Source organism: Microbacterium sp. USHLN186, assembly GCF_037145155.1.
Lineage (GTDB): Bacteria > Actinomycetota > Actinomycetes > Actinomycetales > Microbacteriaceae > Microbacterium.
This window is the reverse complement of the sequence record NZ_JBBCYA010000003.1, coordinates 129528-155879: the sequence shown is the minus strand read 5'-3', so window position 1 is coordinate 155879 and position 26352 is coordinate 129528. Positions and strand designations below refer to the sequence as shown.

The window sequence follows — 26352 nt, the reverse complement described above, 5'->3', positions numbered from 1 at the left end:
CCGGGTGAATCATGCCGGCTGAGCACTCCGGCGTCGGTGTTCCTGCACAGCACGTGGTTCGGCACAGGTTGTGCACATCCGCGCGCATCGAACACCACGCGGATGCCGGCGACGGGCAGGATCGGGCGTCATGAAGACCCCGATCGCGAAGTGGATGAGCCAGCACCGCGGCGTCGCGCACAGCTCGCAGCTGCGCGACGCGGGCTACTCGGCCTATGAGGTCCGTGTCGCCGTGGATCGCGGTGTGATCGAGCGCGTGCACAGGTCGTGGGTGGTCAGTGCGGAATGCTCGCCTGCGCGTCGGGCGGCGGCATCGGTCAGCGGTCGCGTCACGTGCGTCTCGGCCACCCGCGAGCACGGGCTGTGGACGCCGGAGACGGATGGAACCGCGCACGTCGCCCTGCCCTCCAGCGCCTGTCGCACGAAGCGGCAGGGGGTGAAAGCGCACTGGGCACGCGGCCCGCTGCCGGTGACGCGGTTCACCACGGACGAGCCGCTGCTGAACGTGCTGTTCCACACCGCGCGATGTCTCGAGCTGTCCGCAGCCACCGCCGTGTGGGAATCCGCGCTGCGCGGAGGCGCGGTGACCCTCTCGCAGCTGCGGCGCACGCACTGGGGAACGCCGGCCGCAGGTCAGGTGCTCGAGCGCGTCGGTGCGCTGTCGGACTCCGGCATCGAGACGGCTTTCGTCGCGATCGCCCGCAGCTGCGGCGTCGAGGTGCGACAGCAGGTGCTGATCGACGGGCATCTGGTCGACGCCCTCATCGGCGATCGGCTCGTGGTGCAGCTCGACGGGTTCGAGTTCCATCAGGATGCGAAGGACCGCCGGCGTGATCTGCGGCAGGACGCCCGCCTGGCACTGCTCGGCTACACGGTGCTGCGCTTCGACTACCAGCAGGTCATGTTCGACCGGCGCTATGTGCAGGAGACCCTGCTGAACGCGATCGCGCAGGGTCTGCACCTGGCCCGGCGCCGGTGACGGCGCCTCCCCCGAGCCGCAATTCATCGGGCGAAGGAGAACGCACGAGGGAAGGATGGATGCAGCCGCCGGCATCCTTCCTCGGATGAATCACCTTCACCCGGGGAAAACCTGCGGGGCGGACGGGTCCCACGCGCCGCGAGCGTCAGGGCTCGGACAGCCGGGCGAGCAGCTCGGTGAGCAGGGCCTCGGCGACCGGGTGCGGCAGCTGCTCGATGAGCGACATCAGCAGCGACATCGGCCGATCGGCGGCAACCCGGCCCGCGCCGGCGAGGCGCAGCAGCAGCCAGGCGGACGTCGGCCCTGGCACCCGCCCGCCCTCGCCGTATCCCAGGACGCGCAACGCGGCGACCAGCATCCGAGCATCCGCCGGGCGCTTCCCGCGCACCTCGTCCGCCGCCGCGGTGAGCGCGCCGGTGAACTCGTCGACCCTCTGCTCCAGCACCGGGGTGAGCGTGAGGTGGGCGCTGTGCGGCAGTCGCGTGCCGTCGCGCTGCACGAGTCCGGGCTGGTGCTGGATCTTCCAGCCGTATGCCATCAGCGCGTCGGCGAGGCGGTGCGGATCCACGCGCTGGTCGGCCGGGACGCCGAGGTCGGCGACCACCGCGATGGCCGGCCCGACCGGATCGCCGAGCACGCGCAGCCCTCGGATGCCGGCGACGGCATCCGTCACGGCCACAGCGACCCGGTGGATCGACGCGGTCAGGCCCGCGTAGCCGGAGTCGCCGAGATGCTGCGTGATCGCCCAGGCCGCCGCGAGCGGCGATGCCGAGCGGGAGCCGAGCAGAGTCGGATTCACGACCGGATAGCCCGCCCAGTCCGTCGTCGCGAAGAACTGCGCGCGCTGGCGCCGGCGGCCGCGGTGCAGCAGCACCGAGACACCCTTGGGCGCATAGCCGAACTTGTGCAGATCGGCCGAGATGCTCGTGACCCCGCGCACGCGGAAGTCCCATCGCGGCACGTCGCGCCACCACGGCAGCACGAAGCCGCCGAAGCACGCGTCGACGTGGCACGCGATGGCGCGAGCGGATGCCGCAGCCGCGACCTCCGCGATCGGATCGAGCACGCCCGTGGGATAGGCGGGTGCCGAGACGACCACGAGCGCGACGTCGTCGTCGAGACGCGCGATGAGGTCGGATGCCGCCACCGCGCCGTCCGCGCCGCACGGCACGGCGTCGAACGCGAGGTCGAACAGCTGTGCGGCCTTGCGGAAGGCCGCATGCGCGCTCGCGGGCGCGACGATACGCGGCCGGCTCCCCGGCAAGCGCTCGTTGTGCCGGTCGCCGGCCCGCCGATCGAGGCGCCACAGATCGCGGGCGGTCTTCACGGCGAGCAGGCAGCTCTCTGTCCCCCCGCTGGTGACCGTGCCGACGACCGAGCGGTCGCCGTGCAGCATCCGGCGGGCGAAGCCGATCAGATCGCGCTCCATCGCGGCGATCGAGGGGAACACGGTGGGGTCGAGTCCGTTCAGCGGCCGGGCGACGCGCGCCGCGGCGTCGGCCAGCTCGTCGAGCTCGGCCATCCCGCTGTCGTACACGTACGACAGCACGCGGCCGCCGTGGGTCGGCGCGTCGCCGGCGCGCAGCGCGCGCAGCCGCTCGAGCACGGCATCCGTGTGTCCGTCGAGGCGCGGCGACGGAACGCGCGGATCCGCGCTGCTCACGCCGACGTCCCGACGATGTCGTGCTCGCGCAGCCGGTAGCGTGCGAGCACGACCAGGCTGGCGAGCATGAGCACGGCCGGCAGCAGGCTGAAGGCGATCGCGATGCCGGTCACTGCGGCACCCGGCTGCGACACCTCGACGTCCGCGGTGGTCTCGATGTAGCCGGTCAGCGCGAGCACGATCGAGAGCACAGTCGCCCCGAGCGCCATGCCGGTGGTCTCGCCCGCGGTCCACACGCCGCTGAACACGCCCGAGCGGTTCTCTCCTCCGCTCGCGGTGCGATCGTGGGCGATGACATCGGGCAGCATGGCCATCGGCAGGGTCTGCATTCCAGCGTAGGCGGCGCCGGCGAGCGCCACAGGCGCGAGGATCCACCACCCCGGCATCCACACCATCAGCGCCAGCACGACCGTGGCGACGAGGAAGAGGGCGCTGGCGACTCGGAAGCCGCGCTCCTTGCCGATCCGGTCGGCGATGCGCTTCCACACCGGCGCCATCAGCAGCGCGGGTGCAATCAGGGCGACAAACAAGGGCGTGACGGCATCCTCGTCGCCGAGTACCCAGCGCGCGACGAACTGCGCGGCGGCGAGCATGAGTCCGGTGGCCAGGCCCTGCAGCATGAAGGTGCCCAGCAGCGCGCGGAAGGGCTGGCTCTCGCGCAGCACGGTCACCCCGTCGCGATAGTGCATGCCGATCGAGGCACCCGGGCGCACGGGCAGCGGAGGACGCGTCGGCGCGACGGTGGATGCTATGAGCAGCCCGGCTCCCAGCAGCACCGCCGCGACGGCCGCCATGATGAGGTAGCCCAGCAACGGGTCGTCCGGGAACATGCCGCGGATCTCCGGCCCGCCCGCGCCGAACAGCAGGATCGCGACAGTCAGCAGCACCACGCGCCAGCTGAGCAGCCGGGTGCGCTCGCGGTACTCGTCGGTGAGCTCGGCGGGCAGGGCGATGTACGGCACCTGGAAGAGGCTGAAGCATGTCGCTGCGAGCATGAACGCGACAAGCACCCAGAGACCGGACGCCACCGGCCCCGCACCCGCCGGGGCGGCGAAGGTCAGGATGAAGAAGATCGGCAACCCGATCGCGCCGATGAGCATGAGCCGGCGGCGCGATCCGGTGCGCGCGAGCGCGGTGTCGCTCATCCCGCCGATCACCGGGTCGATCAGCACGTCCCACACCTTCGCGGCGGTGACGATCCCGCCCGCCGCCAGCGCGGTCACCCCCAGCGAGTCGGTGAGGTAGTAGACGAGCACGAGGCCGGGCAGGGTCGCGAAACCGCCCGTGCCGAGGGAGCCGATGGCGTAGCGGGACACCTGACCGCGCGTGAGAGAACTCGACCCTGGACCCATGCGGTCACTCTAGTGGCGCGCGCGCAGCGCGCCGGTCGACAGAGAAAGGCTCGCGGCCTACTTCTTGTAGTTGGGCGCCTCGACGACGATCTGCACGTCGTGCGGGTGCGACTCCTTCAGGCCGGCGGCCGTGATGCGCACGAACCGGCCGCGCTGCTTGAGCTCCTCGATCGTGCGCGCGCCGACGTAGAACATCGACTGGCGCAGTCCGCCGACCAGCTGGTACGCCACGGCCGAGACCGGCCCGCGGTAGGGCACCTGACCCTCGATGCCCTCGGGGATCAGCTTGTCGTCGTTGGGCACGTCGGCCTGGAAGTAGCGGTCCTTCGAGTACGAGGTCTGCTTGCCGCGGGTCTGCATCGCGCCCAGCGAGCCCATGCCGCGGTACTGCTTGAACTGCTTGCCGGACTGGAAGACGATCTCGCCCGGCGACTCGTCGGTGCCCGCCAGGAGCGACCCGAGCATCACGGCATCCGCTCCGGCCACCAGCGCCTTGGCGATGTCGCCGGAGTACTGCAGCCCGCCGTCGGCGATCACCGGCACACCGGCCGGACCCGCCGCGAGCGACGCCTCGTACACCGCGGTCACCTGCGGCACGCCGACACCCGCGACGACGCGGGTGGTGCAGATCGAGCCGGGGCCCACGCCCACCTTGACGGCGTCGACGCCCGCATCCACCAGCGCCTGCGCGCCCTCGCGGGTCGCGACGTTGCCGCCGATCACGTCGATGTGCGCGAACGACTCGTCGGCCTTGAGTCGCTTGACCAGGTCGATCACGCCCTGCGACTGCCCGTTGGCGGTATCGACCACCAGCACGTCGACGCCCGCGTCGCGCAGCGCCTCGGCGCGCTCCCACGCGTCGCCGAAGAAGCCGATCGCGGCGCCGACGCGCAGCCGGCCCTGGTCGTCCTTGGTGGCCAGCGGGTACTTCTCGCTCTTGTCGAAGTCCTTGATGGTGATCAGGCCCGCGAGGGTCCCGTCCTCGTCGATCAGGGGCAGCTTCTCGACACGGTGCTTGGCGAACAGCGCGATGACATCACCCGCGGCCACGCCCACCGGCGCGGTGACGAGGTTCTCGCTGGTCATCACGTCGCGCACCCGCGTGGTCTGGCGCTCGAAACCCGACACGAAGCGCATGTCGCGGTTGGTGATGATGCCCACGAGGTGGTTCTGCTCATCCACGACGGGAAGACCCGAGATGCGGTAGCGCGCGCAGAGGTTGTCGACCTCTTCGACGGTCGCGTCGGCGGTCGTGGTGATCGGGTCGGTGATCATCCCCGACTCGCTGCGCTTGACGCGGTCGACCTGCGCGGCCTGGTCGGCGATCGAGAGGTTGCGATGCAGGATGCCGATCCCGCCCTCGCGTGCCATGGCGATCGCCATGCGGGCCTCGGTGACGGTGTCCATCGCGCTGGAGAGCAGGGGCGTGGCGACCGAGATGCGGCGGGTGATGTGCGACGACGTGTCGGCCTCGCTGGGGATCACGTCGGTGTGACCCGGCAGCAGGAGCACATCGTCATAGGTGAGCCCGGTGAATCCGAACGGGTCGTGCTGCTGCATGGAAACTGGCTCCTCTGCGCCGGGTGGCGCGGTCGAATGACGAGTGCGCGGGGACGTCTGCGGCCGACGGGCCAGACCCGCCTATCGATTCTAAGCGCCGCTCGCTGAGAGGTCGCCCGCGCGGCGCGCGGCCGCCGGAGGTGCGCATTCCGGCTCCTGCGGGATACGCTCAGTGCGACGTCCATGACGACCGGCGACCCGAAGCCGCTCGCAGGCACTCGATGTGGAGGATGCGTGGGACTGAGAACAGTGGCGCTTCGGCGCCCTCAGCACGGGGTGATCGCGTTGCTCGCGGCACTGCTGACAGCTTTCCTCGTGCTCGGCATACCCGCCGGATCAGCATGGGCCGACACCACCGATGACGGCCAGGAGATCACCGACTTCTACTTCGCCGGCAACATGTCCTACAAGGGCGAGCCGCTGGACGGGGTCGGGATCAGCGTCGAGGGCAACGGCTTCAAGGACGAGACCAAGACCGACGCCGACGGCAAGTGGCGCCTCTACGTACCCGAGAAGGAGAAGTACACCCTCTCGGTCGATGAGGACTCGCTGCCGAAGGGCGTCATCGTCGACGCCACGCAGCTGCCCGACGGCGTCGAGCCCGTCGAGGGGACAAGCGGCTCGTTCGAGGCGGAGTTCGGACTGACCGGGACGAAGATCATCAACCTCTTCCTCGGCCAGGGCGAGCGGATCACCGTCTCGTTCCTCGACCAGCTGATCTCGCGCACCGTCGGCGGCATCAACTTCGGCCTGCTGCTCGGCCTCGCCTCGATGGGAGCGGCTCTCATCTACGGCACCACACGGCTGTCGAACTTCGCACACGGCGAGATGGTCACCTGGGGCGGCGTGGTCGTGGTTCTGTTCACGTCGCTGTGGAACCTGCCGCTGTGGGCGGGCATCATCGCCGCGGTGATCGGCGGTGGAGCGCTGGGCTGGGCGATGGATGCCGGCATCTGGCGCCCGCTGCGCCGACGTGGCCTCGGCATCGTGCAGCTGCTGATCGTCAGCATCGGGCTCTCGCTGGCGCTGCGCTATGTGCTGCAGTTCCTCATCGGCGGCGACACCGCTCAGCTGCCCGGCGCGAGCCCCGCGCCGCTGGAGCTCGGCCCGATCCAGCTGTCGTACATCGACCTGATCGGCATGGCCATCAGCCTGGCCGCGATCCTCGGCATGGCCTACTTCCTCACGCGCACACGCATCGGAAAGGCCACCCGGGCCATCTCCGACAACCCGCAGCTCGCCGCGGCCTCGGGCATCGACGTCGACCGTGTGGTGCGCATCGTCTGGATCGTCGCAGGCTCGCTGGCCGCGCTGTCCGGCATCCTGTGGGCGTACTTCCGCCCGGGCGTGAAGTGGGACATGGGCATGCAGATGCTGCTGCTGATCTTCACCGCGATCACCCTCGGCGGTCTCGGCTCGGCGATCGGCGCGCTGGTCGGCTCGCTCATCGTGGGCATCGCGGTGGAGGTCTCGACGCTGCTGGGTGTGCCGTCCGATCTCAAGTACGCCACCGCGCTGGTCGCGCTGGTCGTCATCCTGCTGGTCAGGCCGCAGGGTCTGTTCGGTCGCAAGGAAAGGCTGGGCTGACGCATGGACTTCGGATCGATCTTCGGCAACACCGCCGTCTACCTCCTCAGCCCGGTCACGATCGCCTATGCGCTGGCGGCGACGGGTCTCGCGGTGCACTTCGGCTACGCGGGTCTGCTCAACTTCGGCATGGCGGCCTTCATGGCCGTCGGCGCCTACGGCTACGCGATCCCCGTGCTCACCTTCGGCGCGCCGTGGTGGCTGGGCATGCTCATCGGCCTCGCCGGCGGTGCGGTGTTCGCGCTGCTGCTCGGCATCCCGACCCTGCGCTTGCGCGCCGACTACCTCGCCATCGCGACCATCGCGACGGCCGAGGTCGTGCGGCTGCTGTTCCTCACCCGGCTGTTCGAGGACGTCACGGGAGCTGCCGGCGGCCGCACCGGCTACCACGCGGGCTTCCGCGCCGCGAACCCGATCCCCGAGGGCACCTACGGCTTCGGCCCGTGGACCTACAACGCGACCGAGCTGTGGAACATCCTGTTCGGTCTCATCCTGCTGGCCCTGTCGATCCTGCTGGTGTGGGCGCTCATGCGCAGCCCGTGGGGTCGGGTGCTCAAGGGCATCCGCGAGGACGAGGACGCTGTGCGCTCGCTCGGCAAGAACGTGTTCGCCTACAAGATGCAGGCGCTCGTGGTCGGCGGTGTGATCGGCGCCGCCGGTGGCATCGTGTTCGTGCTGCCCTCGGCCGTGGTGCCGGGCAGCTACTCGACGTCGCTGACCTTCTTCCTGTGGACCGTGCTGCTGCTCGGCGGCGCGGCCACCGTGTTCGGCCCGACGCTGGGCGCCGTGCTGTTCTGGGTCCTGTTCGCGTTCCTCGGCAACTTGCTGCCGCAGATGGCCAGCGCAGGCTACCTGCCGATGACGTCATCGCAGGCGGAGATCGTCCGCTGGATCCTCGCGGGTGTGGCCCTCATGCTCATCGTGATCTACCGCCCACAGGGCATCCTCGGAGACAAGAGGGAGATGACCTTTGCCAAGTGAGAACGAGCCCCTGGATGCCGCGACTGCGGCATCCGCCCCGGGCAGACGAGCCAAGGCCACGGGTCTGGCGAAGGGACCGGCTGCGCCTGGTGTCGCCAAGACCGACCCGATCCTCGTGGTCGACGGCGTGGAGCGGCGCTTCGGCGGCCTCACCGCGGTCAGCGTCGACCACCTCGAGATCCCGCGCGGCGCGATCACGGCGCTGATCGGGCCGAACGGCGCCGGCAAGACGACGCTGTTCAATCTGCTGTGCGGCTTCGACAAGCCCAACAGCGGAACGTGGGAGTACGACGGCAAGAACCTCGCCGGCATCCCCTCGTTCAAGGTCGCGCGGATGGGCCAGGTGCGCACCTTCCAGCTGACCAAGGCGCTGTCGCTGCTGACCGTGCTCGAGAACATGAAGCTCGGCTCGCCCGACCAGCCCGGCGAGAAGTTCTGGCAGAGCCTGATCCCCGGCATCTGGAAGAAGAAGGAAGTCGAGATCGAGCAGAAGGCTCGTGAGCTGCTGACGCTGTTCAAGCTGGATACCAAGGAGAAGGACTTCGCCGCCTCACTGTCGGGCGGGCAGCGCAAGCTGCTCGAGATGGCGCGCGCACTGATGAGCGACCCGCAGCTGGTGATGCTGGACGAGCCGATGGCCGGGGTCAACCCCGCGCTGACGCAGTCGCTGCTCGATCACATCCTCGGCCTGAAGGATCGCGGCATGACGGTGCTCTTCGTCGAGCACGACATGCACATGGTGCGCCACATCGCCGACTGGGTGGTGGTCATGGCAGAGGGCCGCGTAGTCGCCGAGGGGCCGCCCGAGACGGTGATGGAGGATCCGGCCGTCGTCGACGCGTACCTCGGTGCGCACCAGGACGTCGACCTGGGGGCGGTCACCGGCCGCATCTCGGTGGTCGACTCCGGCGCTGCGGCATCCGCCACGCGCATGCGGGAGAAGATCGAAGCCGAGGCGGAGGCCGAGCTGGACGCCGAGGCCGAAGAGGAGAAGAAGTGATGGATGCCAGTTCCGTGACACACTCAGCCACCGACGTCGTCGTCGAGCTGAAGAACGTCCACGCGGGGTACCTCCCTGGCGTGAACATCCTCAACGGGGCGAACCTCGTCGCGCGTCAGGGTGAGCTGATCGGCATCATCGGCCCCAACGGCGCCGGCAAGTCCACACTGCTGAAGTCGATCTTCGGCATGGTGCAGGTCCGCGACGGCGACATCACCGTCAACGGGTCCAGCATCCTCGGTCTGAAGGCCGACAAGCTCGTGGCGAAGGGTGTGGGGTTCGTGCCGCAGACGAACAACGTCTTCCCCTCGCTGACGATCGCCGAGAACCTGCAGATGGGGCTGTACCAGAACCCGAAGATCTACGACGAGCGCCTGGAGTTCGTCACCGGCATCTTCGCCGAGCTCGGCAAGCGGCTGAACCAGCGCGCCGGCTCGCTCTCGGGTGGTGAGCGCCAGATGGTGGCGATGTCGCGCGCGCTCATGATGAACCCGTCGGTGCTGCTGCTGGACGAGCCGTCCGCCGGCCTGTCGCCGGTGCGTCAGGATGACGCGTTCATCCGGGTGTCGGACATCAACAAGGCGGGCGTGACGACGATCATGGTCGAGCAGAACGCACGCCGCTGCCTGCAGATCTGCGACCGCGGCTACGTGCTCGACCAGGGCCGCGACGCCTACGAGGGCTCCGGACGCGATCTGCTGAACGACCCGAAGGTCATCGGGCTCTACCTGGGCACGCTGGGCCAGGACGCCGCCTGACGCAGGGCGGTTGCCGCGCGCGCGGCACGTCGCGAGGAGCCATATGGTGGCCACACGCGCCTCATGACCAGCATCCGGCTCCCCGCACGCACTCGTGCCCAGACACCCGCGCCCTGACACGCAGAAGGCCCCGGATGCCGAGCGGCATCCGGGGCCTTCCCCCGCGACTTACTTGATGCGGGTGTTGTTGTTGTCGGCGCCGTACTCGTACACGCCGATGGCCGCGCCCTTCGGGTCGTTGTTCTCGTCGAACGTGACCGAGCCGGACAGGCCCTCGTAGTCAGCGGTGCCGCCGTCGTTGATGATCTTCGCGCACTCCTCGAACGAGGTGCACTTCTCACCGTCGCCCTCGCCGCCGGAGACCTCACGCATCTTCGCCGCGATGTCCTTGCCCTCGACGGAGCGCGCCTCGAGCGCAGCCAGTGCGACGAGGATCGTGGCGTCGTAGGCCTCGGCCGAGTAGGTGACGTCGTTGATCTTGTCGTTGCCGGCCTTGGTCCAGACCTCGTTCAGCTGCTCGAGGAAGTCCTCGGGAAGCTCGGCCCCCGCGCGGGTGCCCTTCGAGCCCTCGAGCTTGATCGGCAGGTTGTCCTTGCCGTAGTTCGAGAGGTTGCCGTCGACCATGTACAGCTTGCCGGTGTCGACGCCCGCGTTGCCGAGCAGCGGGGCGATCGTCTTGAACTGCTCGTACGAGACGATGGCCACTGCGTCGGGCTTGGCGGCCGCGACGGTCTGCACCTGCGCGTTGTACTGGCCGTCGCCCTGGTTGTACGACGCCTCGGCGACGACCTTGCCGCCGGCGGACTCGAACGTGCTCTTGATGGCCTCGGCGAGGCCGGTGCCGTACGGGTCGTTCTGGTAGATGATGCCGAGAGTCGTGTTGCCGTCTTCGGCGATCTGGTTGCCGAGCACCTCGCCCTGCAGGTTGTCGCTGGGGGCGGTGCGGAAGTACATGGGGCTGAGGCCGGTGAAGTCCGCCGAGGTGTTCGACGGCGAGACGGTCACGATGCCCGCCCCGACGTTGCTGTCGAGGATGAGCTTCGACACCGACGACGATGCTGCGCCGATCATGGCGGTGATGCCGGCGCTCTGCAGCTTGGTGATCGAGGTCTCGTACGCCTTGTTGTCGAGGTCGCCCTCGTCGGCGTTGGTCAGCTCGACCTGCACGCCGGCGTCGGCGTCGTTGATCTGCGAGACGGCGAGAGTGACACCGGCCTCCATCGGAGCACCGAGGAACGCCAGCTGGCCCGAGACGGGCAGCAGCGATCCGAGCTTCAGGGTGAGGTCCGCGGCGGCCGGCTTCTCACCCCCGGGCTTGTCGCTGGGCTTGTCTGCGGGCGTGCTGCTGCAGCCCGCGATGATGAGTGCGGAGGCGCTGACCATCGCAGCCGCCGCGAAGATCCTCGCCGGACGCGAGCCCTTCATTGCGTTCATGTTGCTCCCTTGCGTAACTGAACGTGGAAATCCACTTCGGGTGATTCTCACCCTATTGGGTCGGGGAGCCGGGTTCTGTCTCGGTCGGCTAACGATGCGCTCACACCAGCTGAGCCGGTGCCGTGCGCCGCCGGCGCCCCTTCTGCAGCATGAGATCGACCACGAAGACGACGATCGCGATCCACACGATGATGAAGCCGATCCAGCGCTCCAGCGGCATGGGCTCGCCCAGCAGGGCCCACCCCACCACGAACTGCATGACGGGGGTGATGAACTGGAACATCCCCACCAGGCTGAGATCGATCCGGCGGGTGCCGGCGGCGAACAGCAGCAGCGGCACCGCGGTGGCGATTCCCGCTCCGGCGACCAGGGCGGTGTGCAGCGGCGAGACCTGCCCGAAGGTGATGCCGTCGGTCTGCGCGACCACGATGAGGGTCACCGCGGCGATCGGGATCAGCCAGAACGATTCCAGCGTGAGTCCGCTGGTGGCATCCACTGCCGCGCCGATCTGCTTCTTCACCAGTCCGTAGATGCCGAAGGACGCGGTGAGGGTCAGGGCGATCCAGGGGAAGGCGCCGTACGCGACGACGATGACCACGACGGCGAGCGCGGCGACGCCGATCGCGATCCACTGCAGCCGACGGATGCGCTCGCGCAGCACGAACACGCCCAGCAGCACCGTGAAGATCGGGTTGATGAAGTAGCCGAGACTCGTCTCGATGACGTGCCCGGTCAGCGTGCCGATCACGAAGGTCTGCCAGTTGACGTAGATGAGCACGCCGGCCAGTGCCGTCCAGCCGAGCAGGCGGGGCTGGCGGATGACGGAGACGAGCGCCGGCCACCCCCGCATCACGGTGAGCAGGATGAGGCAGAAGACGAAGGAGAGCAGCACGCGCCACGCGACGATCTCCCATGCGCCCGTGGGCGCGAGCGCGAGGAAGTACAGCGGCAGCACGCCCCACAGCAGGTAGGCGCAGACGGTGTACGCGGCGCCCGCGCTCTTCGTGCTCACCGACTCAGCCTAGCGACCGCCGCCTCTTCCATCCGCTCGCCGCTCGCTCTAGCATGGGCGGTACTCACGGCTGAATTCTGGGGAAGACGGCGAATCACGATGGGCACAGCGGAGCTGCTGCTCGCCCTCGACGCAGGACAGACCCGCCTACAGGCGGTTCTGGTCTCGGCGGGAGCGGAAGACGAGGCGATCACGAGTCACCTGAGACTCGGAGCCGATCGCGACCACGTGAGCGCCGGCGCGTTCATCGCCGAGGACGGTGACGTGCTCTTCGGCGACGAGGCCGAACGGCGCGGCGCGGCCCAGCCGGAGCGGCTGGTGCGCGACTTCTTCTCCCGCGTCGGCGATCGGGCGCCGGTCGTGGTCGGCGGCTTCGCCGTGCCGGCTGAGGAGCTGGTGACGCGGATGGTGCGCTGGGCGGTGGCGGTCGTGGTCGCGCAGTACGGCGTGATTCCCGGATGCATCGCCCTGGCCCACCCCACCGGGTGGCGCGGGCACCGCATCCAGACCCTGCGCGCCGCGCTTCAGCATGCCGCCCTGGGCGACGTGCTGCTGGTCCCCGCCGGGTACGCGGCGGCGCGTCATGCCGCGAGCAGCGGACGCTCGCGGGCGATCGCAGTGTACGACCTCGGTGGCGAGACCTTCGAGGCGAGTGTGCTCGACGGTGCTGCCCTGGCCGGCCCGCCCTGCGTGCTGCCCGTCGGAGCAGCAGATCTGGATCTCTCGCTGCTGCAGCACGTCATCTCGCTGAGCGGCGGCGGAACGCGCCGCCCCGGCAGTGCGGATGAGCTCGTGGCGTCGCGCGCCTCGGTGGCGGCCGCCAAGGAGGAACTCTCCCGACGTTCGGATGCGGCCGTCGCGCTGCGGCTGCATGGCCGCGAGGCGCACGTGCGGTTGACCCGCGCCGAGCTCGAGGACCTCGCTGCACCCGTGATCGAGCGCACGGTCGACACCCTGGAGGGCGCGCTCGACGATGCCGGTGTGCGCGCCGACCAGCTCGACGAGATCGTGCTGGTCGGCGGCGGCGCACAACTGCCTCTGGTCGCCCAGACTCTCTCGCGGCGGATGGACCGCCCTCTCACGATGCCGAAGGACCCGCAGTTCGCGACTGCGCTCGGTGCGGGACTGATCGCCTGGGAGCGCACCGCTGACCGCCGGCGGGCGCGCGCTGCCGTCGTGCCGCCTGAGGTGGCTGCCCCCGAGCGCGTGCCGCTGCTGGCAGGGCTGCTCGCGGGGTTGCGCGGCGCACGAGTGCCCTACGGTGCGGCGGCGATGTTGGTCGTGGCGGGCGTGCTCATCGCCGGTGGCATGGTCTTCGGAGCCACCACCATGGACGAGCCGACCAGCGCGGCAGCCGACGGGTCCCGAGCGGATGCCGGCGACGACGTCGGAGTGCGCCGTGCGGCGTCGGGATTCAGCACCGCCCCCTCCTCGCGGGCAGCGCTGCCTGCTGCGCAGCGACCCTCCCCTCCGGTTCCCCCACCTCAGCCCACCGCGCCGCAGACGGGTGGCACGGGCTCGTCATCCACGCGCCCTCAGCCGTCGGTCCCGACGCCGGCACCCACCGCCCCCTCTTCCCCGTCAGCGGTGGAGAGCACGCCTGGGCCCCAGTCGACCGCAGATCAGGCGCCCGAGGCCCAGCCGACAGCAGCGCCGGCGCCCGAGGCCGAGCCGGCGGATCAGGCGACCAGCGATCACGCACCGGCTTCGGCGTCCGAGCCCGTGGAAGACCCGTCGACCGCATCCGCGCCCGCCCCTCAGCCGACCGTCGAGCCGACCCCTCCGACCTCAGAGCATTCAGCCACTGCGGAACCGCTCGCCGACGCGGCCTGACCCATGTCCACGGCATCCCCAGAACGCAGTACGGCGATGCCGGCGCCGTTGCTGGCGTGGGAACGGCATGCCCGGCCCGCCCTGGAGACCATGCCGGCCCAGACGCCCCGGGTCGTGGTGGTCGGCGCCGCCGGCGCCGGGAAATCGCTCGCCCTGCATCGTCTGCGCGCGCTCGTCGAGCATCCCCGCCGGCGCACCCTGCTCACCACCGCTGTCGACGATCTGGCCGGCGTGCCGGCGGAGGACGTCCTGCTCGTGGACGACCTGCACCTGCTGGACGACCGCGCGCTGATCACCCTCGGTGAACGCGCCGCCGACCCGCGTGCGGCGCTGATCGCGACCACCCGCCCGGGACCGCTGCCGCCGGGCGCGCAGGCGGTCGTGCGGATGCTCGAGAGGGACACCCCGTCCATCGTGCTGGGACACGTCTCGCGATCGGATCTGCTCGACCATCTCGACGCGCTGCAGCGGCCGATGGCACCGGAGTGCGTGGATCACATCCTGCGCGACACGGCCGGCGTGGCGTGGCTGGTGATCGCCGCGCTGCAGCATCACGACCCCCGCGACTGCGCCGACGATCCCGCCCATCACGAGCTGCAGCGCGCCATGGCGGAGCTCGTGGCGCACCGACTGGACACGGTCGATGCCGCGCTGCAGCTCGCCGTCGAGCGCATCTGCATCGCTGGTCCGCTCGCGGGGGCGCTGCCGGATGCCCAGACGAACGCCGAGGCCGCCACGGCGGATACCTCCGAGCCTGACCGACGCCACGACGCGGCCGCACGCGACGACCTCCTTCTGCGCGGCTATGCCGAGGGTCTGCTGCTGCGCGGCGGGGACACCGCCCCCATCATCCGCACGGCGGTGCGCCGGTTTCTGCCGGCACACCGGCTGATAGCGCTGAGCGCGGCACTGCCCGACACCGTCGACCAGCCCGTCGAGCTTCGCAGACTGCGCAGTCCGCTCGTCGCCGACGCTCTCGAGGCGCGTGCGGACCGGCTGCTCGCCTCCTCCCCGGCCCGTGCCGCCGCGCTCTACGATGCGGCAATCCAGTGCGGTGCTGCGCCGGCCCGCTCAGCCGAACGCCGGGCGCGCGCCGCGTGGGCCGACGGTCGGCTGGATGCGTGCGCGGCGATCCTCGATGCCGCCGTCGACGACGATCCCCGGTTTCTGCAGGGCCACGCGCTGCGCCTGTCTGCCGCTGTGTGGTCGGCCCGCGGAATGCTGGCGAGAGCGGATGCCGGCTATCGGCGCGCCGCCGCCGCCGCGTCGGCGACGACGCCGACCTCATCGACGACGGCACCCGCGACCACGACGACTTCGGAGCAGAGCCTGAGTCTCGCGGACGCCGACGTGGCTGCCCTCGGCGCTGGTCGTCCCCCTGGCGCGCGCCCGCAGGCTGACACCGGCGCTGACACCGACAACGGCACGCTCGCGGGCGCGCCACCGGGTGCTGCCACGACGATGAGCGTGGCGGCCGAGCTGCTGCGCAGCGGTCTGCGCCGCACTCTCGCTCCCGACGTCGACGAGTCCTGCCTGGCCGAGCTCCTGCGTGCGGCCGACCTGTACAGCGCGACTGGCGCCGACGACGCGCTCTGCGAGCCGCCGGCGGTCATCGCTGCGATCGTCGCGCTGAACCTCGGACGCCCCGTTGCAGCCGCCGAGGTCCTGATCGGCGCCGCCGAACGACGTCACGGCGGCCGCTGGGCGCGTCGCCGCCTGCTGCTGTGGGCGGCATGGGTGTGCGTGCAGCGCGCGCAGCCGGCCCGTGCGCTGCAGCTGCTGGTGCAGGCGGAAGACGAGCGCGCGTGGTCACCGCGCGACGCGGTGCTCCGGCATGCCGTGCACGTGGCGGTCGCCCGGCGTCAGGACGACGCGACAGCGCTGAAGGCGGCGTGGCAGCGCGCACGAGGTGCACTGCTGAGAGTCGATCCCGACATCTATCTGCTGCATCCGCTCGGCGAGCTCATCGTCGCCGCCAGCCAGCTCGGTGATGCGGCCCGTGTGGCGCCGCAGCGGGATCGGGCCCTCGAGCTGGTGCGCGGGCTGGGCGAGCCGCCGCTGTGGTCGGCGCACGTGCACTGGCTCGGTGTGCAGCAGGGCATTCTCACCAGCAGTCCCGCGCTGCTCGCTCCGCACGCGAAAGCCCTCGTCGCCGAAGCGCCGCACAGCCGGGTCGCGACCGGGATGGCGCGCGCAGGGCGGGTCTGGACCGAGGTGCTGGCCGGCACGGTTGACGCGTCGGCGGTCGTGTCCGCGGCGAAGTCGCTGGCGGCCGTGGGCCTGCTCTGGGACGCCGCCCGTCTCGCCGGTCACGGTGCTGCACGCAGCGCCGACCGGCGGGTGGCCGCTCAGCTGCTCGCCTGCGCCCGCGATCTGCATCCCAGTACGGCGGCGCGCGTCGACACCGCAGCAGCGCCCGCCGACGATGGCTCCGCACAGCTCGACGTGCTCAGCGACCGCGAGATCGAGGTGGCCCGGCTCGTGCTGCAGGGGAAGACGTACGCGGAGATCGGAGCGAAGATCTTCATCTCCCCGCGTACCGCCGAGCACCACATCGCGCACATCCGGCGCCGACTGGGAGTGCAGACGCGATCCGAGATGCTGGCACGGCTGCGCACGCTGCTGGGGACCGACGAGAGCGCCGCCCACTCCCCGCACGCAACCCCCGTAGATCGGCGGCGCACTATCGGGGGATCCCCCGATGCCACGGGTCCGGCGCCGTCCTAGCATCGCGTTCAGGCTCCCCGACTTCACACCAGAAGGGCGGGGCGGCACGGCCGATCCGGCACGCGTTGAAGGGGACTGCTGATGACTTCACCGATCGAGACCATCGCGGACGCGCTGATCGCATTCATCCTCAGTCTGCTGCACGACCCGGAGGCCGCCGCGGAGTTCGCGGCGGATCCGCAGCCCGTTCTCGACCAGCACGGTCTCGCTGGTGTCGGCATGGCCGATGTCGCGGCCGTGCGCCCCGTGATCGTGGACCGCCCGGATGTGGTGCACCACGTGCACCATCAGGACTGGGCACCGCCCTCGGGAGGCGGCGGTGGTGGCGGGCCGGTCGGTGAGATCGTGCGGATGGTCCAGCAGTACACCACCACCATCGAGCAGAACACCGCGATCGATGCCCGCTCGACGCTCGTGGATCAATCGGTCAACCAGAACATCTGGACCGAAGGCGGGGATGTCACGCAGCTGTTCGACCAGGACGCGGTGCTCGCCTCCGGCGACAACGCCGTCGCCGCCGGCGACGACGTCGCTGTCGTGGACTCTGACGTCGACGTGACCATGGGCGATGTGTCGGTCGGCAACGAGGAGTACGACGGCAGCTTCAATCAGGTCGGCGAGAGTCCCGACGGCGCACCTCCCGCCGTTCCCGGCGAGGACGCCGCACCGCTGCCCGCCCCGGATGCCGCACCCGCGCCCACCGACGATGCGCCGGCCGACCCGGCACCGACCGACCCGGCACCGGCCGCGCCGGAAGCTGTGGAGCCGGCACCGGCCGAAGCCGCACCGGTGGAGGCGGCCGCACCGGTGGAGGCGGCCGCGCCCGCATCCGCTCCCGCCGACGTCCCCGAACCGGCCGACGTGCTCGAGAGCGACATGACCTCGGGCACGAGCGACTCGTACGAGGCGGATGCCGCCGCGGCGACGCTCGAGGACCAGCCGGTCGACGCCGCGCTCGACGATGATTGAACGGTCCCGCTCTGCGCTGCCGGCGCCCTCCGCCACGGAGGCCGCCGGCATCGTCGAGCCGTTCAGCGCCAAGCGCCGCCCGGAGCGGCCCGCGCTTGCCAGCCCCTACGCACCACCGGTGGTGGTCAAGGTGCCGCCGCCGTTCTCGGTGCGTCTGAGCCTGCTGCTGTGGGTGCTCAGCTTCGCCGTCGGCGCCTTCGCCGCCGTGTACCTGTTCGTCATCCGCAAGGACCTGCTGCCGCTCATCGCGGACAACGCCGAGTCCATCACCGCCGGACGCAGCGCGTCGACCTATGACTCCGCGGCCGACATCGTCTTCTGGGTGTTCTTCGCAGCAGCGGTCACCCTGGTGGCAGCGCAGATCACCATGCTGGTGTCGTTCATGGGCCGGCGCGGCAACGTGCGCTGGTGGCAGCTCGCCACGCTGGTGGTGCAGGCGCTGCTGGTGCTGCTCTCACCGGAGTGGGTGGCGTTGGGAGCGAAGGGAGCGGTGCTGCAGCCACTTCTCTCGGCGCAGGCGGCGCTCGTCCTGCTCGCCCTGCTCGCCGCCGTCATGCCCGGGGCCGTCGCCTGGTCGGCTCGTCATGTGGACGTCCGGCGCGGACTGCAGCGCGCGGACGGCGCTGCCCGCTGAGCCGACCTCGCCCGTGGCGAGAACCTCCTCGAGGCTGCGCACCACGGCGCCGCACACCGCGGTCGTCTCCCGCGAGGCCAGCGGGCCGGCCGCCAGCATCCGCCATCGATCGACGAGCGATGACGCCGCCGCCGCGACGTCGGCATCCGTCGCCCCTGCGTCCAGGCCCAGGCGGGCACGCGGGTCCGGCCCCTGCCCACCCAGGATGCGCTCCGCGGCGGTGCGGTGCTCGGGTGGCACGGGCAGTCCGCGGGAGCGGGCCAGAGCCAGCAGCTCGAGCTCCCGCAGCGCGTGCGCCGACGCGGCGAACCGCTCGATGCGGGCCTCGACGCGTTCGCTGCCCTCCCGCGGCGACCGACGCAGCAGCGCCTGCACCTGCATGACCACACCGCGCGCTTTGAGCACCGGCGCGCGCGGAAGCAGCTGCGCGCGCACGAAGTCCTGCAGCTCGCGCACGCCGCTCTGCTCGACCAGGCTCTCCGAGAGGGCGGAGGAGGTGTGCGCGCCGGCGCGGATCAGCGCGGTCGCCAAGCGCACGCCGAAGATGCCGAAGCGCGTCAGGAGCTCTTGGCGGACGCTCTCGCTGAGACCGGTCGCCGAACTGGGGCGCACGAAGCGGTCTGCCGAGACGAGCAGCGCCTCACGGTCGGCGCGTGCGAGCTCCGCGAGCTCTCTCAGAGCGATGAACTCGCTCTCGCGCAGCGTGCGCGCACCCTCGGCGAGCAGGCCCGCGACGGGGATGACCCGCAGCGCCAGCGCCGCCAGGTCGCCATCGCGCTCGTACCGCAGGGCGACCCGACGCGCCGAGAGCAGCGAGTCGATGCGTCCCGAGCCGACCTCGTCGGCGCGGGAGAGGACGGCCACCGCGCACACGCTCTGCGCGGCGCCGGCGGCCGTGTCACGGAACGCCTGCAGGAACTTCACGTCGGCGCCGTGCAGGTGACGCAGCAGGTAGATCACCGCGTCCGCCGATGAGGCGGCGTCGTCGGAGGTGAGGAAGCGCTCGGTGCGCGCGGCGACCTCTGCCGACAGCGATGCGATACCCGGTGTGTCGATGAGGATCGCCGAGGACAGCCCCTCCAGCGGCCAGCCGACGTCGATCCAGTCGATCTCGTCGGCGCCGCGTCCGCCCAGGTCGAACGCGAGCAGTCCGCTCGAGCGGCGGATCGGCATGCGCGCCGACGCACCGCCCGTGAGGTGCATGGTGATCGAGGGCGTCACCGAGTGGCGGTACCAGGTGACGATGCGCGTGCACTCCCCCGTGTCGGTGGCCGCGATCCGCTCGCCGAGCATCGCATTGAGCAGCGTCGACTTCCCCGCCTTGACCATGCCGGCGATGGCCAGTCGCAGCGGTTCACCCAGTCGCACCTCGAGCTGGTCGATCAGCCGGATCGCGGCTCGGTCGGCACTGTAGACCTCGCGCGCGACGCGCAGCAGATCGAGGGTCTCGTCGATCACCGCGTCGGTCATCGTGGGCCCCGGTCGCGGGAACCCGCGGTGACGGCACGCGGCGCGAATCGAGCCGAGACCGCGGCATGCTCGGGCAGTGCGGGGATCTCCCGCCGCACCCGCTCGAGCTCGTCGATGCGCTTCTGCAGCTGCTGCACCCGCTGATCCCGTGTAGCGGTGAACCCGGATGCCGCCTGGCGCGCCTTCAGCAGGGCGTCCGACAGGGAGCTGTGCAGCTCCTCCGCGAGTGATCCGAAGTGATCGCGCGCGCCGCGCTGCACCAGACGCAGCCGGTCCTTCAGCTGCTTGCCGACCTGGAAGGTGACCTCGTCGATGTAGCGGCGCACGATCATCTTCGCCTCCTGCTGGCGCCGGGAGAGGCGGTTGCCCATGTCCTCGCGGTACGCGCGGCGGCCGACCAGCACACCGGCCAGCAGCGAGAGCGGGTTGATCAGCGCCATGCCGATCAGTCCGGTCGCCAGGCCCACCATCAGCACGCCACCGTACGATCCGCGCACCCCGATGTAGATCTTCTCCCCGGCGCTGAGCTGACCGGCATCCAGTCCGGCGATGTCGTCGACGGGGTCGAGCACCCCGCCGATGTCCGACACGTCGACGATCGGGATCTCGGACTCGTCCTTGCTGAACAGCTCGGCCACCTCCTCGGCCAGCCACCGCGAGCGCTCGTCGGTCCACACGAAGGTCTCCGACACCGCGGCGGTGACCCGCTGCTCGAGCCACTCCCTGATCTGATCCCAGATGGGCCCGGGGTCGCCCTCATCGATGGCCTGCTCGGCCTCGCGCTGCACCTTGCGCAGCCGGTCGCGCACGTCGTGCTCCATGTCGGCGACGAGATCGGCGATCCCGTCTGAGAGGGTCACCTGCCAGCGGGCCGAGCGCCCGCGGAACTCGTCGGCCTTGGCCTTGGCCGCCTCGAGTTCGGCGATCATGCGCGGAGTGTCCTCGGGGTGCTGCAGGGCGTTCAGCTCAGCGTGCAACGAGATGCCCAGCTGATCGACGACGGACATGAGGTCATGCACCGCTCCACGCTGGTGGATGCTCTCGGCCCGTCCCAGCACCTCCCGGCGCAGATGGGCCACGAGCGCGGGGAATCCGGACTCGTCGTTGAGGGCGCGGTCCTGCAGCTCGGCCGCGAGCAGGCGCAGGTCGCTCGAGACCGAGAACAGCGGCACATCGCCGTCTTCGGTGAGGTGCGCGCGATCGATCTGCTCGATGGTGCGCCAGTCCGGATACAGGTCGGTCTTGGCGAGCACCGCCGCGACGTTGGGCGAGATGCGCATCGCGTGGCGCAGGAACTGCAGCTCGGGTTCGGTGTACTCCTGCGAGGCGTCGGAGACGAGCAGCACCGCGTGCGCCGAGCTGAGCGCCGACAGCGTGGCGAGGAAGTTCGCCGACTCCAGCCCGCCCACACCCGGGGAATCGACCAGCTGCAGCCCACCGCGCAGGATCTCGCGTGGCAGCAGCACCTCGGCCGAGAGGATGTCGCGCTCATTGCCGGGGTTCCCGCGCTCCGAGACCCAGTTCGTCAGCTCGTCGAGCTCGATCCGCCGCCGTGACGGCGCCGCGCCCGCGGCCGCCGGCTTCTCGGTGACCCAGGCGGAGGGCTCTGCGGCGTAGCCGACCGTCGTCGGCACGGTGGTCGCGACGTCGTCGTCGACGGGGCAGGCGGGGGCGTTGACGAGGGCGTTGATGAGCTTGCTCTTGCCCTGCTTGAACTCGCCGACGACGATCACCCGGATCGCCGGATCGGTCAGCCGCTCCCCGGCCTGAGACAGCCGTGCGGCCAGGTCCGTCCTGCCCGCGGACACGGCGAGATCGCCGGCGTCACGGATGACGCCGGCGATCTGCTGTGTGCCGTTCGCGTGTTGGTCCTGCACGAGCTCCCCAGTTCCTCGCCGGATCGTCGCGGATCAGCCGAAGAGCTCCCCGCCGGATGCGTCCGCACCCGGGTCCGTGGTATCCACAGCATCCCCCCAGAGCTCGTTCGTGTCCAGATCCCAATCCGATTCGGAGATGTTCACGATCTCGCGGGTGAAGATGTCGTCGCCGAACGGGTCGACGGCACCGTCGATCCCCTCTGCCGTCCCCAGTTGGTCATCTGCGAACGATTCCTCACCCGGCATGTCGTGTCCTCCGAATCGGAGTGGTCATCTGGTGTGTCCGGCCGCCACCGTCCAAGACGACGGCCGGACAGGCAGGGCATCCGAGTGTACTCAGAAGCTCAAGTCGTTCCCGTCTCCGAAGGGGCTGTCGACGTTGCTGCTCGTCATGTCGACGTCCATGTCGGCAGTCATGGAGTTGTCCTCGTACGACTCCGTGACGTCCCAGTCCTGGGAGTTGTCGGTCGCGGAGTTGTCCTGGAAGGACTCGTTGGCGCTCCAGTGCGTCGAGTTGTCGGTCATCGAGTCGTCCTGGAACGAGTCGTTGATCGACCAGTTCTCGGAGAAGTCCTCGTTGAACGAATCTGTCGTCCACGTGTTGCCGGTCCACACGTCGCCCATCGTGGTGTTCGTGGTGATGTTGTGGATCGTCGCGTCGCCGCCGGCCGCCTGCGACCCGTCACCGGAGGCGATCACGCTGTTCTGGCTGAACGTCTGCGTGACATTGCCACCGGAGGAATCGCCGCCGGATCCGGAGCCGGAGCCCGGCATCTGCTCGGAAGCCAACGACTCAGCGCCGCCGTCCGCCGCCGCCGCTGCCGCGCCGCCCGAGGAAGCCGTGGAGATGCTCTGGTTGACGGACTGGTCGTTGAGCGTCGTACGACCGTCGATGTGAAGCGTGCCGCCGCCTCCCATACCCGCCATCGCGCCCATGCTGCCGCCGCCGGCGCCGATGCTCACGTCCCCGAAGCCGGAGTTGTACTGCCGCACACCGGTGGTCACCGAGTTGTCGTACAGCGTGTTGTACGAATCGGTCACGGAGTGGTCGGAGTTGTCGCGCCACGAGCGGTCGGAGTTGTCGGAGTTGTCGTTGTACGAGTCGTTCGTCGAGTTGTCCGAGTTGTCCGAGTTGTCCGAGTTGTCGGAGTTGTCCGAGTTGTCGGAGTTGTCCGAGTTGTCGGAGTTGTCCGAGTTGTCGTTGTACGAGTCGTTCGTCGAGTTGTCGGAGTTGTCCGAGTTGTCGGAGTTGTCGGAGTTGTCGTTGTACGAGTCGTTCGTCGAGCTGTCATCGACTGAGTTGTCGGAGTTGTCCGAGTTGTCGGAGTTGTCCGAGTTGTCCGAGTTGTCGGAGTTGTCCGAGTTGTCCGAGTTGTCGGAGCTGTCGTTGTTCGAGTCGTTCGTCGAGCTGTCGTCGACCGAGTTGTCCGAGTTGTCGGAGTTGTCCCGCACCGAGTTGTCCGAGTCGTCCCTCACGGAGTTGTCGGAGTTGTCGTTCCCGACGTTGTCCATCCCGGTGTTCACCTGCGTACCGAGAAGGTTGACGTTGTCGTCCAAAGCCATGATCGATGTCCCCTTGTTCGAAGAGCGCCGCGTTGCGCTTGATCCGAGTGTGCGACTCGGCACTCGATGCGGCATCGGGAGCCGACCCGGGGTCTGCGGGTTCGTCGCGGGGGGAATCGGGGGTGACCGGTGAGGCGGATAGGGGCGGCACGACAGAGGGTCCGGATGCCGTGGCATCCGGACCCTCTGGGAGCTGTGTCGAACCGCGTCAGCGGACGACGACGGCGAGCACGTCGCGCGCCGAGAGCACGAGGTACTCGTCAGCGCCGAACTTCACCTCGGTTCCGCCGTACTTGCTGTACAGAACGCGGTCGCCCACGGCGACGTCGAGCGGAACCCGGTTGCCGTTGTCGTCGATGCGGCCGGGGCCGACTGCCACGACCTCGCCCTCCTGGGGCTTCTCCTTGGCGGTGTCGGGGATGACCAGACCGCTTGCGGTGGTCTGCTCTGCCTCGACCTGCTGGATGACGATGCGGTCCTCGAGCGGCTTGATGGAAACCGACACGGTGTACCTCTTCTTTCGTGACTGAGATCAGAAGACTGTTAGCACTCTCGAGGTGAGGGTGCTAACTCCAGTGTAGGACGAGGGCTGGCACTCATGCAATGCGAGTGCCAGCTCTGACGCGCTGCGCCGTAGGCTGAAGGGGTGGAGATGTCCGAGCTGACCGCCCTGCTCACGCGCGAGGGTCTCGCCCTGCTCGACGAGGTGGGATCCGTCGAGCAGACCGCCGACGTCGCCCGCGCGGTCTCGCGGCTGCGCGCTGCCGGCCACTCCCCCGACCTCGTCTCCGCGGTCGTCGGCCAGGCCCGCCTGCGGGTGAAGGCGCGCGCGAAGTTCGGCGAGCTCGCCGACCGGATGCTGTTCACCCGCGCCGGTCTCGAGCAGGCCACGCGTCTGAAGGTGGCCGCCCTGCACGCCGGGCGCCTGCGCCGCGCCGGCATCGGCGAGGTGGCCGACCTAGGCTGCGGTATCGGCGGCGACAGCCTCGCCTTCGCGGGCGCCGGTCTCGAGGTGAGCGCGGTCGACGCGGACGAGGTCACCGCCGCAATCGCGGCGTACAACCTCGCGCCGTTCGCGGCAACCGTGCAGCACGCCACCGCCGAGGACTACCTCGGCACGGTCCGCAGCGAGCAGACGGCGATCTGGCTCGACCCGGCTCGCCGCACCGCCGGGCACGCCGAGACCACCCGCACCGCCGCTGCCGACTGGTCTCCGTCGCTGGACTGGTGCTTTGAAGTGGCGCGCCGGCATCCGACGGGCATCAAGCTGGGTCCGGGCCTGGACCGCGAGCTGATCCCCGACGATGTCGAGGCGCAGTGGGTCAGCGCCGACGGCAGCGTGGTGGAGCTGGTGCTGTGGAGCGGGGGGCTCGCCCGCCCCGGCATCCGGCGCGCGGCACTGGTCATGCGCGGCGGGGAGACACACGAGCTCACCGGAGTGACGGATGCCGGCGACGAGCCCGTGCGCGAGCTGGGCGCGTTCCTCCACGAGCCCGACGGCGCCGTCATCCGCGCGCGCCTGGTCGGCGACGCCGCCCGGATGCTGGAGGCGGGAATGCTCGATGCGAAGATCGCCTATCTCACCGGCGACGCGGCGCTCACGTCGCCGTTCGTGCAGTCGTTCCGGGTGCGCGAGGTGCTGCCGGCGCACGTCAAGACGATCAACGCCGCCCTGCGCGCGGCCGACGTCGGGCGGCTGGAGATCAAGAAGCGCGGCATGGACATCGACCCGGCCGCGTTCCGCCGCAAGCTCACGTTGAAGGGCGCCGCCGAGGCGACGCTGATCCTCACCCGCACGAGCGCCGGGCGGGTGGCGATCCTCGCCGATCGCGTCTGATCAGCCGCCCACCTCACCGGTCTTGTCGTCGACAGACGCGCAGTAGCCCGAGTCGACATCGCAGACGACCGACGGCGCGGTGCGCAGAATCGTCAGCACCGGCCCGCGATTGCCGCTCTCCTGCACCTGGTAGACCGTGTCGCCGACAGTCAGTGAGAGCGTCTCGCCCTGCGAGGCGTCGCACGCCTGGGCGACGTCCATGCTCTCCCTGTCGACGACGTACACGCAGCGCTCGTCGAACTGCGACAGGAACACGGGCGTCTGCCCGTCGTAGCCGACGATGTAGAGCGATCCGGGTTCGACCCCGCGATCGACCAGCGTCTGCGCGTAGATCAGCTCGTCGGGCGTGTACTCGCTCGTCCAGTCACCTTCGACCCCCATGCCGTGGCGCTGGATGAGCACGTGCTCGCGGCCGGAGAGGTCCTCGGCGATCATGGCCCAGTACATCCACTTGCCGTCGGCGCTGCCGATCGACGCGTTCACCGGCTGTGGGAAGGTCTCCTCGCCGTCGGGCGGGGGCATGCAGTTGTGCTGCTGGCGGTCGTCGACGTGCAGCGCGAGGCAGTTCTGCGCGCCGTCCTGGGCAGTGGCCCGCCAGGCGGACACCCCGTACCTCTCGCCGACGAAGACGACCGATCCCGCATCGAACGTCTTCGTCTTCTCGAGCTCGACCATGACCTCGGTCTGCTCCGCGGTCATCGCGGGAGTTGCGTCCCCGCGCTGGAACAGCAGCCATCCGACGCCGAGGCCCAGCACCAGCGCGACCGCTGCCGAGAGCAGCACCGCGGGCAGCCGCCGGCGGCGCGGTGGGGCGGAGGTCTCGTGCGGCTCGCCCGGTGCGTTCCGCTCGACCGGTGCGTCCAGTGCGTCCGGATCGTCCGGCTCGTCCGGCTCGTCCGGCTCGTCCGGCAGAGCGGATGCCGCGCCGCCGGGGCGCTCTGGCATCGCCGCCTGCTCTGGGCGCTCTTCAGCCGGCGGGACCGAGGCGGAGGCCGCACTGTGCCCGGCGTCCAGGTCGCGCAGCTCGCGCGCTTCGGCGTCGGTCAGCCCGCCGCCGGCGGTGTAGGCCTTCCCCTGCAGCTCACGTCGTCGTGAGCCTTCCGCCTCGCTCAGCAT

The 26352-nt window shown here is 70.2% G+C and carries 20 protein-coding genes; 9 read left to right on the top strand and 11 right to left on the bottom strand.

Translation table 11 applies throughout. The features are described 5' to 3' along the window. Nucleotides 1-130: 130 nt before the first annotated feature. Nucleotides 131-979: a type IV toxin-antitoxin system AbiEi family antitoxin domain-containing protein gene (locus tag WFG93_RS08190; protein ID WP_336645844.1), complete on the top strand. Its 849-nt coding sequence runs from the start codon at nt 131-133 to the stop codon at nt 977-979. A 145-nt stretch (nt 980-1124) separates the two neighbouring features. Here the strand turns inward: WFG93_RS08190 and WFG93_RS08185 are convergent, their stop codons facing one another. The 3 genes from WFG93_RS08185 to guaB are packed head-to-tail and all read right to left on the bottom strand — an operon-like array spanning nt 1125 to nt 5554. Further along, nucleotides 1125-2642 carry a pyridoxal phosphate-dependent decarboxylase family protein gene (locus WFG93_RS08185; protein WP_336645843.1) on the bottom strand — a complete coding sequence of 506 codons (1518 nt, stop codon included), beginning with the start codon at nt 2640-2642 and terminating at the stop codon, nt 1125-1127. Then, a complete protein-coding gene (locus tag WFG93_RS08180; RefSeq protein ID WP_336645842.1) occupies nt 2639-3994 on the bottom strand; it encodes an MFS transporter in 1356 nt (451 codons plus the stop codon). Before WFG93_RS08180 ends, WFG93_RS08185 begins: the two co-directional genes overlap by 4 nt. A 57-nt stretch (nt 3995-4051) precedes the next feature. Next, nucleotides 4052-5554 carry an IMP dehydrogenase gene (gene guaB, locus WFG93_RS08175; RefSeq protein ID WP_336645841.1) on the bottom strand — a complete coding sequence of 501 codons (1503 nt, stop codon included), beginning with the start codon at nt 5552-5554 and terminating at the stop codon, nt 4052-4054. A gap of 234 nt (nt 5555-5788) precedes the next feature. Here guaB and WFG93_RS08170 point away from each other — a divergent pair, with 234 nt between their 5' ends. From WFG93_RS08170 to WFG93_RS08155, 4 genes are all read left to right on the top strand, one after another. Continuing rightward, a complete protein-coding gene (locus WFG93_RS08170; RefSeq protein ID WP_336645840.1) occupies nt 5789-7141 on the top strand; it encodes a branched-chain amino acid ABC transporter permease in 1353 nt (450 codons plus the stop codon). 3 nt (nt 7142-7144) lie between these two features. Then, the gene (locus tag WFG93_RS08165) at nt 7145-8122 is read left to right on the top strand and encodes a branched-chain amino acid ABC transporter permease (protein WP_336645839.1); all 978 of its coding nucleotides are present in this window, start codon (nt 7145-7147) and stop codon (nt 8120-8122) included. Between the two features lie 64 nt (nt 8123-8186). Then, nucleotides 8187-9122 (top strand): ABC transporter ATP-binding protein, encoded by a 936-nt coding sequence (locus WFG93_RS08160; protein WP_336646053.1) that lies wholly within the window; start codon nt 8187-8189, stop codon nt 9120-9122. Further along, entirely contained in the window at nt 9122-9880 is a 759-nt protein-coding gene (locus WFG93_RS08155) for an ABC transporter ATP-binding protein (protein WP_336645838.1), read from the top strand. The genes WFG93_RS08160 and WFG93_RS08155 overlap by 1 nt, the downstream gene beginning before the upstream one ends. A gap of 168 nt (nt 9881-10048) precedes the next feature. Here the strand turns inward: WFG93_RS08155 and WFG93_RS08150 are convergent, their stop codons facing one another. Together WFG93_RS08150 and rarD are read right to left on the bottom strand one after the other, a co-directional pair. Further along, nucleotides 10049-11314 (bottom strand): ABC transporter substrate-binding protein, encoded by a 1266-nt coding sequence (locus WFG93_RS08150; protein ID WP_336645837.1) that lies wholly within the window; start codon nt 11312-11314, stop codon nt 10049-10051. A 100-nt stretch (nt 11315-11414) separates the two neighbouring features. Beyond that, nucleotides 11415-12326 (bottom strand): EamA family transporter RarD, encoded by a 912-nt coding sequence (rarD, locus tag WFG93_RS08145; RefSeq protein ID WP_336645836.1) that lies wholly within the window; start codon nt 12324-12326, stop codon nt 11415-11417. A gap of 99 nt (nt 12327-12425) precedes the next feature. On the opposite strand from rarD, the gene WFG93_RS08140 reads away from it, so the two are divergent. The 3 genes from WFG93_RS08140 (at nt 12426) to WFG93_RS08130 (ending at nt 17855) form a co-directional block, all read left to right on the top strand. Continuing rightward, nucleotides 12426-14159, top strand: coding sequence for an Hsp70 family protein (locus WFG93_RS08140; RefSeq protein WP_336645835.1), 1734 nt, complete (start codon nt 12426-12428; stop codon nt 14157-14159). Nucleotides 14160-14195: 36 nt separating this feature from the next. Beyond that, a complete protein-coding gene (locus WFG93_RS08135; RefSeq protein ID WP_336645834.1) occupies nt 14196-16886 on the top strand; it encodes a helix-turn-helix transcriptional regulator in 2691 nt (896 codons plus the stop codon). Nucleotides 16887-16967: 81 nt separating this feature from the next. After that, on the top strand, nt 16968-17855 hold the full coding sequence (locus WFG93_RS08130) for an IniB N-terminal domain-containing protein (RefSeq protein ID WP_336645833.1): 888 nt from the start codon (nt 16968-16970) through the stop codon (nt 17853-17855). A gap of 454 nt (nt 17856-18309) precedes the next feature. Here WFG93_RS08130 and WFG93_RS08125 read toward each other — a convergent pair whose 3' ends face one another. The 5 genes from WFG93_RS08125 to groES form a co-directional block, all read right to left on the bottom strand. Continuing rightward, a complete protein-coding gene (locus WFG93_RS08125; protein ID WP_336645832.1) occupies nt 18310-19959 on the bottom strand; it encodes a GTPase in 1650 nt (549 codons plus the stop codon). Next, nucleotides 19956-21836 (bottom strand): dynamin family protein, encoded by a 1881-nt coding sequence (locus WFG93_RS08120; protein ID WP_336645831.1) that lies wholly within the window; start codon nt 21834-21836, stop codon nt 19956-19958. The genes WFG93_RS08125 and WFG93_RS08120 overlap by 4 nt, the downstream gene beginning before the upstream one ends. A gap of 33 nt (nt 21837-21869) precedes the next feature. Further along, the gene (locus WFG93_RS08115) at nt 21870-22082 is read right to left on the bottom strand and encodes a hypothetical protein (RefSeq protein WP_336645830.1); all 213 of its coding nucleotides are present in this window, start codon (nt 22080-22082) and stop codon (nt 21870-21872) included. A 90-nt stretch (nt 22083-22172) separates the two neighbouring features. After that, a complete protein-coding gene (locus WFG93_RS08110; RefSeq protein ID WP_336645829.1) occupies nt 22173-23399 on the bottom strand; it encodes a hypothetical protein in 1227 nt (408 codons plus the stop codon). Between the two features lie 208 nt (nt 23400-23607). Further along, nucleotides 23608-23904 carry a co-chaperone GroES gene (gene groES / locus WFG93_RS08105; protein ID WP_067242196.1) on the bottom strand — a complete coding sequence of 99 codons (297 nt, stop codon included), beginning with the start codon at nt 23902-23904 and terminating at the stop codon, nt 23608-23610. A gap of 141 nt (nt 23905-24045) precedes the next feature. Between groES and WFG93_RS08100 the strand changes: the two genes are divergently transcribed. Further along, nucleotides 24046-25236 carry a class I SAM-dependent methyltransferase gene (locus WFG93_RS08100; RefSeq protein ID WP_336645828.1) on the top strand — a complete coding sequence of 397 codons (1191 nt, stop codon included), beginning with the start codon at nt 24046-24048 and terminating at the stop codon, nt 25234-25236. Here the strand turns inward: WFG93_RS08100 and WFG93_RS08095 are convergent, their stop codons facing one another. After that, nucleotides 25237-26352 carry a hypothetical protein gene (locus tag WFG93_RS08095; protein WP_336645827.1) on the bottom strand — a complete coding sequence of 372 codons (1116 nt, stop codon included), beginning with the start codon at nt 26350-26352 and terminating at the stop codon, nt 25237-25239.